Raw genomic sequence first — 16197 nt, 5'->3', positions numbered from 1 at the left:
TCGCCACCAACTTCCTCGCCATGGTCCAGCTTGCCTCAATGCGGCTGTGGCTCCGAGCTTATGAGTCTACGACCTAGCACACCATCGATGCTGCGCACCTCCCGCAGCAAACGATCGAAATCGGCGAGCGAGGCGGTGTAGATGTCGGCGATCAGATCCCACCCGCCGTTGGTGGTGTGCAGCGCCTCCAGCTCGGGCAAGGTCTTGAGGCTGCGGATTACGGCGCTGGTGGAACGGCCCGCCACTTCGATCAGCATCACCGCGCGCACACCCGCCCCGCCATGATCGCGCGCGCGCACGGTGAAGCCCAGGATGGTGCCCCCATCGACCATGCGCGCGATCCGCTTTTCAACGGTGGCGCGGGACAGTTGCAGTTGCTGCGCCAGGCGCGCGACGGGCGCACGGCCATCCGCGCGCAACGCCGCAACAAGGCGACGATCGATTGCATCCAGATCCTGCATGAACAATGTGCCTATCGGCGGCGGGCATATTGTCAACGCGGGCAGGCACTTTGTCTCTACCTGTCAGTATCGGGCGGCACGTCTGCATCTTACACCTCTGGTAAATCGGGGAGAACGAGCATGCGGGTTGTCGAGGTGAAGCACGTTATCGATCTGGTGGCGGAACAGGGCGTCGCGCGGATCATCCGCGACTTGTCGGACGCAATCGAGCATGATTTCGTGCGCTGGAACGATTTCGACAAATCGCCGCGCTATGCCGCCCATTCGCCGACCGGAGTGATCGAGCTGATGCCGACCGCTGACGCGAACGCCTTCGCCTTCAAGTATGTGAACGGGCACCCGGCCAATTTTCAGGCTGGATTGCAGACGGTTACCGGTTTCGGCGTGCTGGCGGACGTCGCCACCGGATATCCGGTGATGGTGGCCGAAATGACGTTGCTGACGGCATTGCGGACCGCCGCCACCTCGGCGCTCGCGGCCAGCCATCTTGCCCGGTCCGATGCGCGCACCATGGCGCTGATCGGGCTGGGCGCGCAGGCCGAGTTCCAGGCGGTCGCGTTCGCCGACCGGATCGGCATCACCCACCTGCGCGTCCATGATATTGATCCGGCGGCGACGGCCAAGTTCCTGCGCAACATGGCAGGCCATGGCCTGTCGATCGAGGTCGCGGCATCCGCGCCTGATGCGGTGCAGGGCGCAGACATCATCACCACCGTGACCGCGGACAAGCGGCGCGCGACCATCCTGTCCGACAACATGATCGGCGGCGGGGTGCACATCAATGCGGTGGGCGGCGACTGTCCGGGCAAGACCGAATTGCAGCCCGCGATCCTCGACCGCGCGCGCGTCTTCGTCGAACATGCCCCGCAGACCCGGATCGAGGGTGAGATCCAGCAGATGCCGGCGGACTTTCCGGTCACCGAATTGTGGCAGGTGTTGGCGGGCCAGGCGCTGGGCCGCCGCAGCCGCGACGAGATCACACTGTTTGATTCGGTCGGTTTCGCGGTCGAGGACTTCTCCGCACTGCGCTACCTGTATGCGCAAACGCACGACGCACGGTTCCACCGCACCCTCGACCTGCTGACCGCGCCGACGGACCCGCGCGACCTGTTCGGGCTGCTGCGCGGTGCAGCGGAGCCGGTGGAGGCACGCGCGGCGTGAGCGGCCGGCGCCGCAAGACCGAGCCGGCGGTGGCCGGCCCGGTTTACCCCTAAAAGCGTCGGGTAAGGGTCGCGACCAGGGTGCGGTCCTTGGCGGGCGTGCAATGGCCGTTGTCGGCGGTGAAGACCGAGCAGATGTCGTAATATTTGACGTTGAACAGGTTGCTGGCATTGATCGACGCCAGCCAGGGGCCCCTGGACGCGGACAGCATGCCGTCGACCAGCGTGACCGACGGGGTCAGGAATGTCTGGCTCGCGTCGATCTTGTTGCCGATGTAGCGCACGCCCGCACCCGCGCGCAGCACCCAATCGTTCGCCAGTTCGACCGTCTTGGATCCCCAGACGCTGGCCAGCTGGCGCGGCTGCCCGGAAATGCGGTCGCCCGCCGCCACGGTCGAGCTGGCGGTCAGCGCCTTGGCGTTGACGTAGGTGTAGGACGCGGTGACGTCGAAATTCTGCGGGATGCGGATTACCGCCTCCGCCTCGACGCCCTTCGATCCGACGGTGCCGCCCTGGATGAAGTTCTGGATATTGACCGGATCCTGCGAGACGTAGTTGCTTTCCTTAATGTCGAAATAGGCGACGCTCAACAATGCGCCGTGGATCGGCTCCCACTTGGCGCCGCCTTCATACTGGCGTGCGACGCGGGGTTTGAAGGCATTGCCGTAAAAGTCGCCGCCGGGCACCGGCAGGAACGATTCTGCATAGTTGAAGTAGGGGGAGATGCCATCGACCACCTCGGCGATGATGCCGCCGCGGAACGACCATTTGACCTGCGCATCCTCCTTCACCCCGTTCCGTTCGGACGTGGCGCGGTCGCGTCGGATGCCCAGCACGACATGGACCCGGTCGGCGTAGCTGATCTGATCCTGCAAATAGAGGCCGATCTGGCTGCTTTTGTAATCGAGGAAGTTGAACGCGCCGGTGTTGATTGGCGCGCCATATTGCGGGTTGAAGATATTGATCGGCGGCGGCGACGGGTAGGGAAACGATCCTGGGATGACCAGATCGTCGTAGGAAAATCCTTCGTTCTTGCTCTGCTTGAACCAGGTGTAGTCCGCGCCTGCCAGCAACTTGTTTTCGAGCGGGCCGATGTTGAGCGTCGCGGACAGGTTGTTGTCGCTGTTGAAGACGCGGCTGTTTTCGTAATTGACGTAGAATTCGCGCCGCAGCTCCGTCCGCGCGGCATCGGCGAACGGATTGGCCAGATAACGCGGCAGGACTTCCTGATAATCGGTGTTCATGTCGCTATAGCGCGACGCGCTGCGGAACGAGACGTTGTCGCCGAACCGCTGGTTCACGATGATGCTGGCCACCGAATATTCGGTGTCCATGCCCGAGAAATCGGGTTCCCCCGCGAAGAAATCGAACTTCACGCGGCGCGAGCGATCGGTGTTGAGCCGCGAATTGTCCAGCAGCACGTAGCCGAGCGAGCCCTGCTTGTCCTTCTGGTAGAGGCCGATCAGCGTGATGTCCGTGCCTGTACCGAAGCGGAAACGAAGCGACGGATTGACGAGCACGCGGTCGTCGGGAAGGTGCCACTGGTTCTGGGCATTGCGCGCCACGCCGACGAAGCGGGCGGCGACATTCTCCGTCAGCGGTGCCGTTATGTCGATCTGGCCCTGGATGCGCTTGTCCGTACCGCCGGTGATGCCCGCCAGGCCGGCAAACTCGAATTGCGGCACTTTGCTGACGCCGTTGAGGACGCCGCCGGGGCCGCCGGCACCGTACAGCACCGACGACGGCCCACGCAGCACTTCCGCCCGTTCCAGCGTGAACGGTTCCAGCCGCGCGCCGTAGATGAAGTCGGGCATCCGCTTCAGCCCGTCGACATATTGCGCCGCGTCGAAGCCGCGCGTCACTACGAAGTCACCGCGGGAATCGACGCTGTTGTTGGCGGAAACACCCGCGCTGTAGCGGTAGATGTCCTGGAAATCGACGACCGTGCGGTCCTTGAACTCCTGCGCTGTGATGACGCTGATCGCCTGCGGCACTTCGATCAGCGGCGTGTCGGTCTTGGTCGCGGCCACGGCGCGCGCGCCGGTGATGACCACGTCACCCTCGGCATGCGCATCCTCAGCGACGGCGTCTTTGGGTGTGGCCGTCGCATCCTGCGCATGGGCCATGGGGGGCGACGCAATCATGTAACATGTCGCCATTAGTGCCAACCGGATCGTTCGAGCCCTGTGGCCACAAGTGGTCCGCTTCATCCCTTGTACTCCCTGGTTCCCCTGCAGGTTGCCTAGAAGGTGCTTGCCTTTGGCTTTCGTCACCCGGACACATTCAAGATCAGTCTGCCGACAACATCATGGTCTTTGAGGGGTAAGAGGAGGGCTAAACGGGTAATCATGCCCCCACATGCGACCGCACCGGCGTTCAGCGACGCGCGGCGCCCGCCGGCGCGCGCCATCGGGGCGCCCGGCCGCTCGTCCTTTCCCACCGTAGCGCCAGCAGATAGGCGACCGCCGCCACCAATGTCGCATCCAGCGCCGGCACGCGCGTCAGCGACCAGTCGGTGTAGGCGGCAAGCGATGCGACCAGCGCGGACCCGATCCAGACCAGCAGCGGTGTCCACCGCACCGCCCCGATGCCGTCCAGCGAACGCGCCGCGTCGACATTTCGGAAGCGGGTGAAGCCGTCGATCACATAGATGGCCGCGATCGGCGGGATGATGAGGCCCAGGAACAGCACGAACGGGATGAATGCGTCCAGAATGCCGAGCAGCGCGAACACCGTGCCGACCACGCCCCCCGTCACGACAAAGATCCACTGACGCACCGCCGGGAAGGTCGTGCTGAGCGACAGGCTGGCCGAATACAGGTTGAGCGCGTTGATGGTCCACGTCGGCAGCACCAGCAGGAACAGGACCGCCGTGCCGAAGCCGGAGGTCTGCACAAGCTTCATCAGGCTCGTCTCCCCGGTCGCGAGCGCAGGAATGGCCGCTGCGGTCATCATCAGCGGCGTCGCGATCGGGAAGGAGATCGCCATTGCCGACAGCGCGCCCCGCCGCGTGCGGACGAAGCGGGTCAGGTCCGGCATGGTCGCGACCGCCAGCATGTAGGCGCCGATCAGCGCCGACACCGCGATGCCCAGGCGCATCGGTTCGGGCGGATGCGGCGAGGGCGCGGTCACCACTCCGTGCGCGCCGACCGTGGCCCATACCACCGCCACCAGCACCGCCGCCAGCACCGGCACCGCCAGCATCGCCAACCGGTCGAGCGCGCGGAAGCCGATCATGGTCGACACGGTCATCAGCACGCTGCCGATCACCACCATCAGCGGGAAACTGGACGGCAGGCCGTTGGCGGCGGCGGCGGCGCCCACCGCTTCGCCGAAGAAGGAGGCGTTGACCCCGAACCAGCAGAAGTGGATCAGCGCGACCACGACGTTGATCAGCGCCGCCCCACGCGTGCCGAACGAGCGGCGGGTGAGGAGATAGGTCGACAGGCGCGAGCGGACGCTGACGGTGGCGGTCAGGCAGCCGCCGATGCACAGCACCGCGCCCGCGATCAGCGCCGCCAGGACGGCCCGTCCCAGCCCCAAAGCCAGCGCATTGTGCGCGCCGTTCAGGAAATCGGGCAGGCCGATGGAGAAACTGGCGACGATCAGGCCGACGCGCCAGCCCGGCACGGTCACGCCGGCCGGCACCGGACCGTGAGCATATTGGTCGTCCGCTCCGCTCACGCCGTCCATCCGTTCAGCTGTTCGACCGGCCGGTAATCCAGATCGAGGCCGAACGCGCGCGGGCCGACGAAGCGAAGCGCGCGTTCCGTCCGCAGCGCGGCCGGCGCGGCGGCGGCGACGATGCGGACCCGCTGGCCGTATTTGAGGCGTTCGGTGGTGATGCTGTCGGCGGTTTCGAGGTCCATTACGGTGATGAGGTCGGGCGTCATCGCGCGAACCACATCACCCTCGCGCGCGAGCAGATTTTCGTTCTGGAACCGCACGGTCATGCGGCGATCGCTGTCAAAGGCGTCGATCACGACCGTGCCGATCGAAAAACCGCCTTCCGTCTGCCGTTCGAGGTCCACGATCTTGCCGTCGAACAGACTGCCGGCATGAGCGTACAGGCCGGACGCGCGGAGCGCGGCGTAAAGGGCCGCGAACGGATCCTCGCTGTCCTCCCGCGCGCGGCGCATGGCCGCGCCGATCGCGATCGCGGCCGAGACGCTTGCCGGGATCGCATGGGCCTTGGCGTTCGCCCCCGACAATGGATATTCCACCATGTGCGCGATCCCCCCCAGTGCCACCGACAGGCTGCGCGCTACCCGTTCGTGGGCCAGATTGTCGGGCGTTTCGATCACGGCGAGCGTGCCGTCGGCGGCGGTAACGATCGACGGGCAGGCGGACAGACCGTGGATGTTGAGGATGGCCATCTGCGATTCCGGAAAGGCGCGTCCCATCCCGTCGGCGTCCAGCACCGGCACGCCGAGCCGGGCGGCGGCGAGAAGGGGAGCGAGGCCGTTGCTGCCGCCGATTTCGATCGGCATCAGCGCGTCGATCCGCCGGCCCATGATCGCTTCCAGCCGGCGGAGGCCGTTCACCGCCTCGTCCCCCGCCGGCAGCTTTTCGAGGGAGACGGTCGGCGCGCCGATCCAGCCGCACGGTGCGACGAGCGCGTCGTCCGGCAGTGCGGCCGCGTCGATCAGCGTAAAGGGGCCGCTGCGTGCAATCTCCGCCTCGCCCAGCAACTGCCCGTAATAGGGGTCGCCGCCACCGCCCGAGCCAAGGAAAGCGGCCCCGCGGGCAAGATCGCCCAGGGCCGTGCGATCGATGCTGGTGCTAGGCATAGGAGTGCTGCTTCTCGCTGGAGGCGGGTTCGGCGCCGGCCAGCTCCAGATCGCCCGCCGCGCGGACGCGGACCTGGGCGGAGCGGCCGGGCAGGTAGCTGAGGAACGTTTCCTCGACATCGACGATGGCCGCGCGGGCGGGTGCGCCGCCGGACAGAACCACCCTGTGCTCGGCTTCGCGGCGGAGACGGGCGAGCGCCTGTTCGCGCGGTTCGACCTCGTAATTGACGATCTGCTCGACCTGCCCGCCGACCTGCGCGATGGCGGCCCCGACGGCGTTGGCGACCGCGGCATAAGGCGGGCGGATGACCCGCGTCGCGCCGCGCAGCGTGTCCGGCACGAGAAATGCGCCGCCGCCGACCGCCAGCACGACCACCTCGCCCCGGGCGGTCTTCATCCGATCGACACCGTCCTCGATCATCCGGTCGCCTTCGGCCAGCACCGCGTCGATGACGCGGTGCGACAGGGCCGACAGACGCTGTGGATCCCCAAAGGCAGCGCGTCCGCCGGCAACCGCCACGTCGCTGGTGGTCAGGGTCGACCCGCCGAACAGCCACGCCTCCTCCGTGATGCGAAAGGCGACGCTGTCGGGGCCGAGGCGCAGCGCATCCCGCGCGATCCCGCCATCCGTGTGGAGCCCGGCGTCGAGATGGACCCGCGTGCCCCCGCCCAGCCCGATCGCGAGGATGTCGGGCATTCGGAAATTGGTGCGCACGCCGCCAATGTCCACCGCGACCGACGATTCGCGCGGGAAGCCGCCCGCCAGCACGCCGATGTCGGTGGTGGTGCCGCCGACATCGAGGACGATGGCGTCCATTGTTCCAGTCAGGAAAGCGGCGCCGCGCATGCTGTTGGTCGGGCCGGAGCCGATCGTCATCACCGGATAGGCCGCCGCCTGCTTTGCCGAGATCAGTGTGCCGTCATTCTGCGAAATGTAGAGCGACGCCGTAATGCCGAGGTCGGCAATCACCCGCTCGAACGCGGCAACCACATGGCGCGCCAGCGTGGACAAAGCGGCGTTGAGGATGGCCGCATTCTCCCGCTCCACAAAGCCCAGATGGCCGACCTGATGCGACAGGCTGATCGCGGCACCGGGCACTTCCTCTCGCACGATCGCGGCGGCGCGCTCCTCCATCGCGGGATTGAGCGGGGCGAAGGCGCTGCTGATCGCGACGGCACGCACGTTCCGCGCGCGCAGTTCGGCGGCGGCGGCGCGGACGCGATCGGCATCGAACGGCGCCATTTCCCGCCCGTCGACCTCGTAGCCGCCGGGAAGGAGAAAGATGGGGCCGCCGATCCGATCCACCAACGCCTCGGGCCAGCCGGTCAGCGGTGGCAGCGCGTCGCCCGATGGGCTCGCCAGCCGCAGCACGCCCACATGGTCGAGCCGGTCGCGTTCGACCAGCGCGTTGGTGAACTGGGTAGTGCCGATCATCACCGCCCGGATGTCGCCCGGGCGCGCTTGCGCTTCACCCAGGATCTGCGAAATGGCCGAGGCGACGCCCGTTCCGACATCGGCCGAGGTCGGCTGCTTGGTCCAGGCCACCACCTCTCGGCCCCTCATCAGAACCGCGTCGGTGTTCGTGCCCCCGACATCCACCCCTATCCGCAACGGCAGCACTCCATTCGACCGGACCTGTGGAGTAGGTTTGGGCAACCGCCCGGCGCAACAACCACGGTGGGGCGGGCGGGCGCGGGCGCGGGTAAGGACCGGCGGCGATCGGGTAAGCCGCCACTCGCGCTTGCGCCGGCACGCAGGCTGGGTCATGTTCCCGCCTTCGTTGTCATTGGGGAGTATGACGGCAGCGCGGTGAGCGAACTGATTCACACCAGGATTGCACCGCCGGCCTGGCTCGGCAATCAGGTGCGACGCGACGTGCTGCTGGCGCGCATCGACGCGGCGCTCGGCAAGCGGCTGACATTGCTTCACGCGCCGGCGGGGTATGGCAAGACCAGCCTGCTGTCGCAATGGCGCGAGCAGATCGACGCACGCGGCGTGCGCACCGCCTGGCTGACCCTGGAGCATGAGGACACCGACGCCGTGCGGATGGCGCAATATGTCGCGCTGGCGCTGGACGTGGAGGCGGAACAGAGCCTGATCGACCTGCCGCCGCGCGCGGCCCTGTCGGCGATCATCAGCCGGCTGGCGCAGGACACGCGGCAGGTCGTGCTGATCTTCGACGACCTGCACCGCGCGGACAATCCGGCCGCGATCGAGTTCCTGAAGTCGTTGATCCGCCTGGCGCCGGCCAACACCCACTTCGTCATCTCGTCGCGGGATTATCCATGGCTGGGCCAGTCGGCGCTGGCGGCCGCCGATCAGCTTCTGGAACTCACCACGGACGACCTGAAGTTCTCGGCGGAGGAGGCGGGCGCATTGCTCGACCAGCAGGTCGCGCTGGACGAGGGCGACGTCGCGCGGATGATGGCGCGCACCGAAGGCTGGCCGATCGCGCTGCAACTGGCGGCGCTGTCCATCAAGCGCGGCGCGGACCGCCACACGCTGGCCGAACATATTGGCGGACCCAGCCCGGAACTGGCGCGATATCTGTCCGAACAGGTGGTGATGGCGCTGCCGGAGGGCGTGCAGGACGTGTTGCTGCGCACGGCTGTGCTCGATCGGCTGACCGGCGAGACTGTGGACCTGCTGTGCGACCGTCAGGACGGGTGGCTGGTGCTGGAACGGCTGGAGCAGCAGGGGGTGGTGCTGACCCCGCTCACCGCGGATCGCAGCGCCTACCGGTATCACCAGCTGTTCGCGGAATACCTGCGCGAGCGGTTGGCGCGGCAGGATCGCGGGCTGTTTCGCGCGATGCACTGGCGGGCGGCACGCTTCTTCGCGGATCGCGGCCATGTGGTGGACGCGATCAACCATGCGCTTCATGCCGGCGACGACACGCTGCTGGCGGACATCATGGAGGATGCCGGCGGCTGGCGCCTGATCCCGCAGGGATTGCAGAGCGCGGTCGAACGCGGGCTGACGGCCCTGCCGGCAGGGATTGCGGACACGCGCTGGCGGTTGCGGCTGGCGCGCATCTACCTGCAGATCAAGCGCGGTGAAATGGCGGCGGCGCAGGCGGATTATGACCTTTTCACCGCCGCGCCCGCCACGGCCGACCTGTCCGCCGATGCCTGGATCGAGGTGCGGGTGGTGGGCGATACGCTGGCCGATTACCACAATCTGCCGGTGGCGTTCGACGACCTGCTGGAGCGCGAGGCGCTGCTGCGTACTCTGCCGTCCTACGACCACCTCGTGCTCGCCAACGGCATGGAGGTGCTGGGCGCGCGCTATGTCGAGGGTGGGTGGCTGGAACGCGCGCTGGAGCCGACGCTGGCGGCGCGTGACCATTACCGGGCGCTGGGCTCACTCTATTCGGAACTGTTCACGCATTTCGGGGAGGCACGCATCCGCCGCGCGCAAGGGCGGATCAGCGACGCCGCCATCATCCTGGCGTCGACGCAGCAGTCGATCCACGCCGCCTACGGCAAGCAATCCGACCTTGCCGCGAACTGCGCCGCGTTCGAGGCGGAGCTGCTGTTCGAGCAGGACCGGGGATCGGACGCGATGGCGCTGCTCGACTGGGCGCTGCCGCACATGGAGCAATCGGACGGCTGGGTCGATGTGTACAACGCCGCCTATGGCACCGCCGCGCGTGCCACGGCGGCGGGCGGCAACCTGGAAGGCGCGCGCCTGCTGCTCGCCCGCGCGCGGCGGCTGGCGAGCCGGCGCAGGCTCCCCCAACTCGAACTGCTCGCTACCCTGTGTGAGGTCGACATCCTGATCGATCACGCGACCGACCTTGCCGGCGCCAGGCAGTTGGCGGAGGCGATCGGCCTGGATGCGCTGGCGGAGACGATGGGGCACGAATCCCCGCGCTATCGCCCGGTGGCGGTGGCGGCGACGCTGGCGCGGATCAAGCTGCTGCTCGCCGCCGACGATGCGGTGGGCGCGGGCGACGCCCTGCGTCAGTTGCGGCGGTGGGGAAAACAGCATGGCGCGGGGCGGCTGCTGGTCGACGTCAGCATCCTGCTGGCCGAAGCGTATGCGCGCACGGGCGACGGCATGCGCGCGCAGGCGCTGTTCGACGAGGCGGTCGGCACGGCCATGTTCCAGAACCTGAAGCGGCCGTTCCTGGATCTCCACCCTTTCACCCGTAATGCCATCGACGAAGCGGTGGCCCGCGGCGGTGATGCGGACCGGTTCCGCAACCAGTTCCTGCGCGGGCTTGCCCGGACGATCAGCGGGCGGACTACCACGCCCGCTTATCTCAACGCGCTCAACGAAAGCGAGGTGACCATCCTCCGCCACCTGAGCCACGGACTGTCCAACAAGGAGATCGCACGCCTGATCGGCATGTCGCCGGACACGGTGAAGTACCGGCTGAAATCGATGTTCCGGAAAATCGGCGTGCACAATCGTCGCGATGCCGTGCGCGTGTCGCGCGAACGCGGCTTTGCGGTCGATCCCGCCGCCGCCACCTGAACCGCGCCCTGCCACGTTACCCGTCTTGAGGGCGCGCTTACCCCGGAAAGGATGCGTGGGACCTGCCCGTTCTGTACCAACCTGCCGGGAACCGGCCGCTCGATACGGCCATAGGGGGTTGAACCGAGCATGCCGTCTTTCCGCCGCTATGTCCGTCATTCGGTCAGGGCGTGGGCGCCGCTGGCGGCGATAGCCTGCGCATCGGTGACCACCTGCCTGCCCGCACAGGGCGCCGCGCCCGCCGACCTGATCCTCACCGGCGCGCGGGTCTATACGGTCGACGATGCCAAGCCGTGGGCGGAGGCGGTGGCGGTGCGCGCCGGCCGCATCGTCGCGGTCGGCACCGTTCGGCAGGTTGCCGCCTATCGCGGCCCGGCCACTCGCATGGTCGATCTCCACGGCCGCTTCCTGATGCCCGCATTCGGCGACGCCCACGTCCACCCGGTGTTCGGCGGCCTCGGCTATGCGCGCTGTTCGCTGCACACCGGCAAGTCGGTCGATGATTACCGCAGGACCATCGCCGCCTGCATCGCAAAAACGCCGGGAACCGGCGCCGTCTATGGCGTTGGTTGGGAAGACGGCCTTTTCCCGCCCAATGGCATCCCGAACAAGCGCATCCTCGACGCGCTGTCCACCGATCGTCCGCTGATCTTCGCCTCCACCGGCGGGCACAGCCTGTGGGTCAACAGCAAGGCGCTGGCGCTTGCCGGAATAACCCGCGACACCCCCGATCCGGTGAACGGCAAGATCGATCGCGATCCCACCACCGGCGAGCCGGTCGGGGGATTGGAGGAATCGGCCATGCAGCTGGTCGACAAATTGGTGCCGCCCCCGACGGACGCCGACCGCGAGGGGGCGATCGCCTACACGGCGAAGCTGTTCAACAGCCTTGGCATCACATCGTGGCACGACGCCATGCTGGAATGGCAGACCGGCGGCACCAGCCTGGACCTCAATGCCTACAAGGCGGTCAAGGATCGCGGCGCGCTGACCGTGCACACCGTGCTTGACATCAAGTGGGACAATGGTCGCGGGTTCGAGCAGATGGCCGACATCGTGAAGCTGTCCGCCGACGCCCGCGGCAAGGGCCTGACCGCGAACGGGGTCAAGTTCTTCATGGACGGCGTGATCCCGCAACAGACCGCCGCCATGCTGGCGCCCTATGAAGGCACGAACGTCAAGGGCGAGACGCAGATTTCGGCCGCGCGCCTGAAGGAGGCGGTGGCCGACCTCGAAAAGCGGGGCATGCAGTCGCACTTCCATGCGATCGGCGACGGGGCGGTTCGCCAGGCACTTGATGCGGTCGCGGCGGCGCATGGCGGCGCGGCGAGCGACACGCGGCCGATGATCTCCCATCTCAACGTCATCGATCCGGCCGATCAGGCGCGCTTCGGCAAGCTGGGCGTTGCCGCCATCTTCCAGCCGTTATGGGCCTGCAACGAACCCTACATGGCCCTGATGCTGGAACGGATCGGGCCGGTGCGTACACGCTACGTCTACCCGGAAGCGGGCGTGCTGAAGGGGGGCGGCAGGATCGCCTATGGCGCAGACTGGTCGGTGGCCTCCGCCAACCCGCTTGAAGGGATCGAGGTGGCGCTGACCCGCGTCGCGCCGGGCGGATCGCTTCCCCCCTTGCTGCCGGAACAGGCGGTTTCGCTGGAAAGTGCGCTGAAGGCCTACACCATCAACGTGGCATATGTGAACCATCTGGAGAAGGTGACGGGATCGATCACCGTCGGCAAGAGCGCCGATCTGGTGGTGCTCGACCAGGATCTGTTCCGGATCAAACCCGCCGCCATTCATACGACCAAGGTGGTCGCCACGATCTTCCAGGGTCGCGAAGTCTATGGATCGCTCGACACGCCCGCGCGCTGACGGGCAGGCGGCGGACCGCCGGGTGGCCAATTCCCTACCGGTTGTGCGCGCGCTCAGCACAGCGCTGCCGCGTGAGGAGATCATTTACGGCAAGCCGGTCTTTACCTCCATCGTGCGCGATCCCGTGGTGGGGCCGATCCATTTCGGCCCGTCCGGCCCGGACAATAATCGCACCGCCGTCCACATCGAACATGTGCTGGCGTTCAACAGCGCGCATTATGACCATTGGACGCGTGCGCTGGGCCTGGAGCGCGCGGCATGGCCGTGGGCGTTCTGGGGCGAGAATCTCACGCTGGAAGAGCTGGATGAGACGCGATTGTGCATCGGCGACATCGTCCGTTGCGGAGAGGCGGTGTTCGAGGTGTCCGGGCCCCGGACGCCCTGCTTCAAGCTCAGCTGGCGTCTCGACCAGGAGGTGTCGTTCCTGAAGCGGCTGGTGGCGTCCGGCCTGGTTGGTGTCTACCTACGGGTGAAGACTCCGGGCATGGTCAAGGCGGGGGATCCCGTCAGCATCGAGCCTGCGGGGCGCACGACGATCACCGTGGCACAGGTCGCACGCATGATCGGGGATCTCCATGTGGACGAATTGCCCGTCGCGCAGGAGGTGCTGAAGGTCCGCGAACTCGGCGACACGTCGCGTCAATTGCTGGGCTACAAGATCAATCTGCTGGAAGACGTCCTCCGCACCCGCCAGAACCGGTGGCAGGGCTGGCGCGCATTTCGCATCGCCGGGTTGGAGCGACAGGGGCATGATGCCGTGGCGGTCACCCTGGTGGCGGCGGACGGGAAGCCCATCGCGCCTTTTCGGGCGGGGCAGCATATCGCGGTCCAGTTGCCCACGATGCCTCCGGTGGTGCGAAGCTGGAGCCTGTCGGAGTTCGAGCCTTACCCCAACCGTTACCGGATAACGGTGAAGCGGCAGGAGGGGCCGGGATCGCGCTGGCTCAACGACGAGGCGGCTGTCGGAGATGTGGTGCAGGTGCGCGCTCCCGCAGGTCGGTTCGTTCTCGACCGGTCGAGCTTTCACCGGGTCGTCCTGGTAAGCGCCGGGGTGGGCATGACGCCCCTGCTGTCGATGCTGCGCGCGCATGTGCTGCGTGGCGCCGATGCCCCTGCCGTGCACTGGCTCCACTCGACCACGGACGCGAGCGCGACCTTTCACGCGGACGAGGTTGACGACCTCCTCGCGCAAGCGCGGCTTGCCGTGCGGCAAGTGCATTTCACGCGCAACGTCGAGGATGACCACGTGCGAACCGCTGATCGCCTCGGCCGCATCTCGGTTGCGGAACTGGAGGAGATATTGCTGACGCCCTTCGCCTCCCCCGATGGCGCGATCTCCGAACCGGGGGAGTATAGCCACTTCTACGTTTGTGGCCCCAGGTCATTCAACGATATGGTGATCGGCTCCCTCAAGGCATTGGGCGTCGAGCAGGATCAGATCTTCGCCGAAGCCTTTGGCGTCGCGCCGCGAGGGTCCGCAGCATCGGGGATTTCGTCGTCACAGGTCATCTTCGCGCGTTCGGGAATAGTGGCGGACTGGGATGCATCGGAAGATCTGACGTTGCTCGAACTGGCGGAGAGCGTGGGGGTTGATGTGCCCTTCTCTTGTCGTTTCGGTCGGTGCGGCACATGCGCCGTACCGGTGCTTACGGGTTCCACTCGCTATGACCCTGTACCGGATGTTCCAGTCGACCCCGGTCAATGCCTGACCTGCTGCGCCCGGCCTTCCACCCCTGCTTTGACACTGAATCTATGACGATCCATCAGAGCGTCGCCAAAGCAAATGGCAAGGTGGAGCTTTCGACGGATCGTTGAAGGCGCTGGGTACCGATCACGTCGACCTGCTGCTCATCCACAGCCCTCAGCCCTCAGCCCTGGGCCGAGTTTCGCGAGAACGGCTGCTTCTTCGAGCGCGCCGATCTCGACAACCTCCTCGACAACGGGGCGGTCGCCCCGATGGTCAACCGGATCCTCGCTCATGTCGGCAACATGCCGTTCGATCTGATGGAGTACAGCCGGTCCAAGGGGCTGCTCGTCCAGCTCCCTCACGGAGCTTGAATCACCAACTCACCACAACCGCTGGCCATTGATAAGCGCGCCACCTAGAGCGGGCCGCGTGATTGCGGTTTGGTTCCGGCTGAAGGTGATTGCTGCTGGCCTGTGCGGCTACGGTCCAGGTGCAGGCGCAGCCACAGGCACAGCCAAGGCCGCAGGCTTCGTCATCGGCCTACATCCCCACCGAGGATGCCGCGGCGGCCCTGGCGGCCGACGCCGGGGAATATGCCCGCATCGAGAACGTCACGCTGGCGGAGGCATTGCGCCGGCTGGAAGCGCAGCAGGCCAGCGTGGCGCTGACGGACCGACTGGCGGACGCCTATCGCGACAGGCTTGCCGGGATCGTCATCGAACATCGGCCGGATTACCGGATCGTGGTCGTGGTTGCCGGCCCGCCTGCTCCGGACGTCCAAATAGCGACCGCGCCGTTCGGCGTCCCGGTGCTTCTCAGGAGCGGCGCCCGCGCCACGCGTGCGCAGGTGCTGGATGCGATCGAGCGTCACCAGGCCGAACTCCGCGCCGTGCTACCGACGCCGCCGGCATGGGGCTGGACCCGCTGACCGGCACCTTGCTGATCCTGGCGCGGCCCGGCGATATCGACGGCGACACGGGCAGGGAGGCGATCGCCGCCCGCCTGACGGCAATCGCCGGCGTACCGGTCGAGGTGCGGACATGGAGCGAGATGGACGCGAACCTGGCTGTAGAGGGGGGCGGTCGCGTGGTCGGCAGCGATGCCGAGGAAGCCCGTCGTTTCGTGTGTACGTCCGGCTTTGTCGTCACCGACGGCACCCTCAGCGCATTGACGACCGCCGCGCATTGCCCCGACACGCTGAATTTCATCGATCATGACGGCACGGCGATCCCGCTCACCTTGCTCGGCGCGTGGGGTGCGCACCGTCAGGACGTGCAGATCCATGCCGTGCCGATGCCGCTCGCGGCCGCTTTCCAGAGCGATGTCGAGGACCGGGCACGTGCCGTGACGAGCTGGCGCAACCGTGCAAGTACGCGCGTTGGCGACATCGTCTGCCATCGCGGCCAGCGCACCGGATATAGCTGCGCGCTCGTCCGCTTTGTCGATTTCGCACCGGCGGGAGACCTCTGCGCCGGGCCCTGTCCGGCCACATGGGTGGCGGTCGACGGGCCGAAGTGCAGGGGTGGTGACAGCGGCGGGCCGGTGTTCCTTGGCAATGTCGCCTTCGGGCTGGTCAAGGGCGACAGCACCAGTCGCGGCACCTGCGCACTCTATTACTACATGTCGATCGATTACCTGCCGCCCGGTTGGACGCTGTCGTACACGCGTTAGTCAGCGGGCGTACGAAGAGGTTGAATGAGCGCGGCTGTCGTCTACTTCGCCCTTTGCGGTTGCGGCGGGT

Annotated in this window: 10 protein-coding genes and 1 pseudogene; 6 read left to right on the top strand and 5 right to left on the bottom strand. The window is 67.0% G+C overall.

Annotation, left to right across the window (positions count from 1 at the left end; genetic code table 11):
• Positions 1–89: 89 nt before the first annotated feature.
• Positions 90–461, bottom strand: a pseudogene (locus Q0D93_RS07845) (Lrp/AsnC family transcriptional regulator); the annotation flags it as partial.
• Between the two features lie 120 nt (positions 462–581).
• Here Q0D93_RS07845 and Q0D93_RS07840 point away from each other — a divergent pair.
• Positions 582–1622: an ornithine cyclodeaminase gene (locus Q0D93_RS07840; RefSeq protein ID WP_294392655.1), complete on the top strand. Its 1041-nt coding sequence runs from the start codon at positions 582–584 to the stop codon at positions 1620–1622.
• A gap of 49 nt (positions 1623–1671) precedes the next feature.
• Here Q0D93_RS07840 and Q0D93_RS07835 read toward each other — a convergent pair whose 3' ends face one another.
• From Q0D93_RS07835 to Q0D93_RS07820, 4 genes are all read right to left on the bottom strand, one after another.
• A complete protein-coding gene (locus Q0D93_RS07835; protein WP_294392653.1) occupies positions 1672–3765 on the bottom strand; it encodes a TonB-dependent siderophore receptor in 2094 nt (697 codons plus the stop codon).
• Between the two features lie 232 nt (positions 3766–3997).
• Complete coding sequence (locus tag Q0D93_RS07830) at positions 3998–5305, bottom strand: cytosine permease (protein WP_294392652.1); 1308 nt, start codon at positions 5303–5305, stop codon at positions 3998–4000.
• On the bottom strand, positions 5302–6411 hold the full coding sequence (locus tag Q0D93_RS07825) for a DUF917 domain-containing protein (protein WP_294392650.1): 1110 nt from the start codon (positions 6409–6411) through the stop codon (positions 5302–5304). Before Q0D93_RS07825 ends, Q0D93_RS07830 begins: the two co-directional genes overlap by 4 nt.
• Positions 6404–8011 carry a hydantoinase/oxoprolinase family protein gene (locus Q0D93_RS07820; protein WP_294392662.1) on the bottom strand — a complete coding sequence of 536 codons (1608 nt, stop codon included), beginning with the start codon at positions 8009–8011 and terminating at the stop codon, positions 6404–6406. Before Q0D93_RS07820 ends, Q0D93_RS07825 begins: the two co-directional genes overlap by 8 nt.
• A 210-nt stretch (positions 8012–8221) precedes the next feature.
• Between Q0D93_RS07820 and Q0D93_RS07815 the strand changes: the two genes are divergently transcribed.
• The 5 genes from Q0D93_RS07815 to Q0D93_RS07795 all read left to right on the top strand — a co-directional run bounded on the left by Q0D93_RS07815 (position 8222) and on the right by Q0D93_RS07795 (position 16127).
• Positions 8222–10894: a LuxR C-terminal-related transcriptional regulator gene (locus Q0D93_RS07815; RefSeq protein WP_294392648.1), complete on the top strand. Its 2673-nt coding sequence runs from the start codon at positions 8222–8224 to the stop codon at positions 10892–10894.
• A gap of 129 nt (positions 10895–11023) precedes the next feature.
• Positions 11024–12769, top strand: coding sequence for an amidohydrolase (locus Q0D93_RS07810; RefSeq protein ID WP_294392647.1), 1746 nt, complete (start codon positions 11024–11026; stop codon positions 12767–12769).
• A 22-nt stretch (positions 12770–12791) separates the two neighbouring features.
• Positions 12792–14525, top strand: coding sequence for an MOSC domain-containing protein (locus Q0D93_RS07805; protein WP_294392646.1), 1734 nt, complete (start codon positions 12792–12794; stop codon positions 14523–14525).
• Between the two features lie 391 nt (positions 14526–14916).
• The gene (locus Q0D93_RS07800; RefSeq protein ID WP_294392645.1) at positions 14917–15384 is read left to right on the top strand and encodes a hypothetical protein; all 468 of its coding nucleotides are present in this window, start codon (positions 14917–14919) and stop codon (positions 15382–15384) included.
• Positions 15366–16127 (top strand): hypothetical protein, encoded by a 762-nt coding sequence (locus Q0D93_RS07795; RefSeq protein WP_294392644.1) that lies wholly within the window; start codon positions 15366–15368, stop codon positions 16125–16127. Before Q0D93_RS07800 ends, Q0D93_RS07795 begins: the two co-directional genes overlap by 19 nt.
• Positions 16128–16197: the final 70 nt, after the last annotated feature.

The organism is uncultured Sphingomonas sp., assembly GCF_934560975.1.
GTDB lineage: Bacteria > Pseudomonadota > Alphaproteobacteria > Sphingomonadales > Sphingomonadaceae > Sphingomonas_I.
This window is presented reverse-complemented; position numbering and strand designations above follow the sequence as displayed.

What these genes read in the sequence shown, in the direction of transcription:
- Q0D93_RS07795 (WP_294392644.1), top strand. Translation starts at nt 15,366, where the DNA reads ATGGGGCTGGACCCGCTGACCGGCACCTTGCTGATCCTGGCGCGGCCC.
- Q0D93_RS07810 (WP_294392647.1), top strand. Translation starts at nt 11,024, where the DNA reads ATGCCGTCTTTCCGCCGCTATGTCCGTCATTCGGTCAGGGCGTGGGCG.
- Q0D93_RS07825 (WP_294392650.1), bottom strand. Translation starts at nt 6,411, where the DNA reads ATGCCTAGCACCAGCATCGATCGCACGGCCCTGGGCGATCTTGCCCGC.
- Q0D93_RS07835 (WP_294392653.1), bottom strand. Translation starts at nt 3,765, where the DNA reads ATGATTGCGTCGCCCCCCATGGCCCATGCGCAGGATGCGACGGCCACA.
- Q0D93_RS07840 (WP_294392655.1), top strand. Translation starts at nt 582, where the DNA reads ATGCGGGTTGTCGAGGTGAAGCACGTTATCGATCTGGTGGCGGAACAG.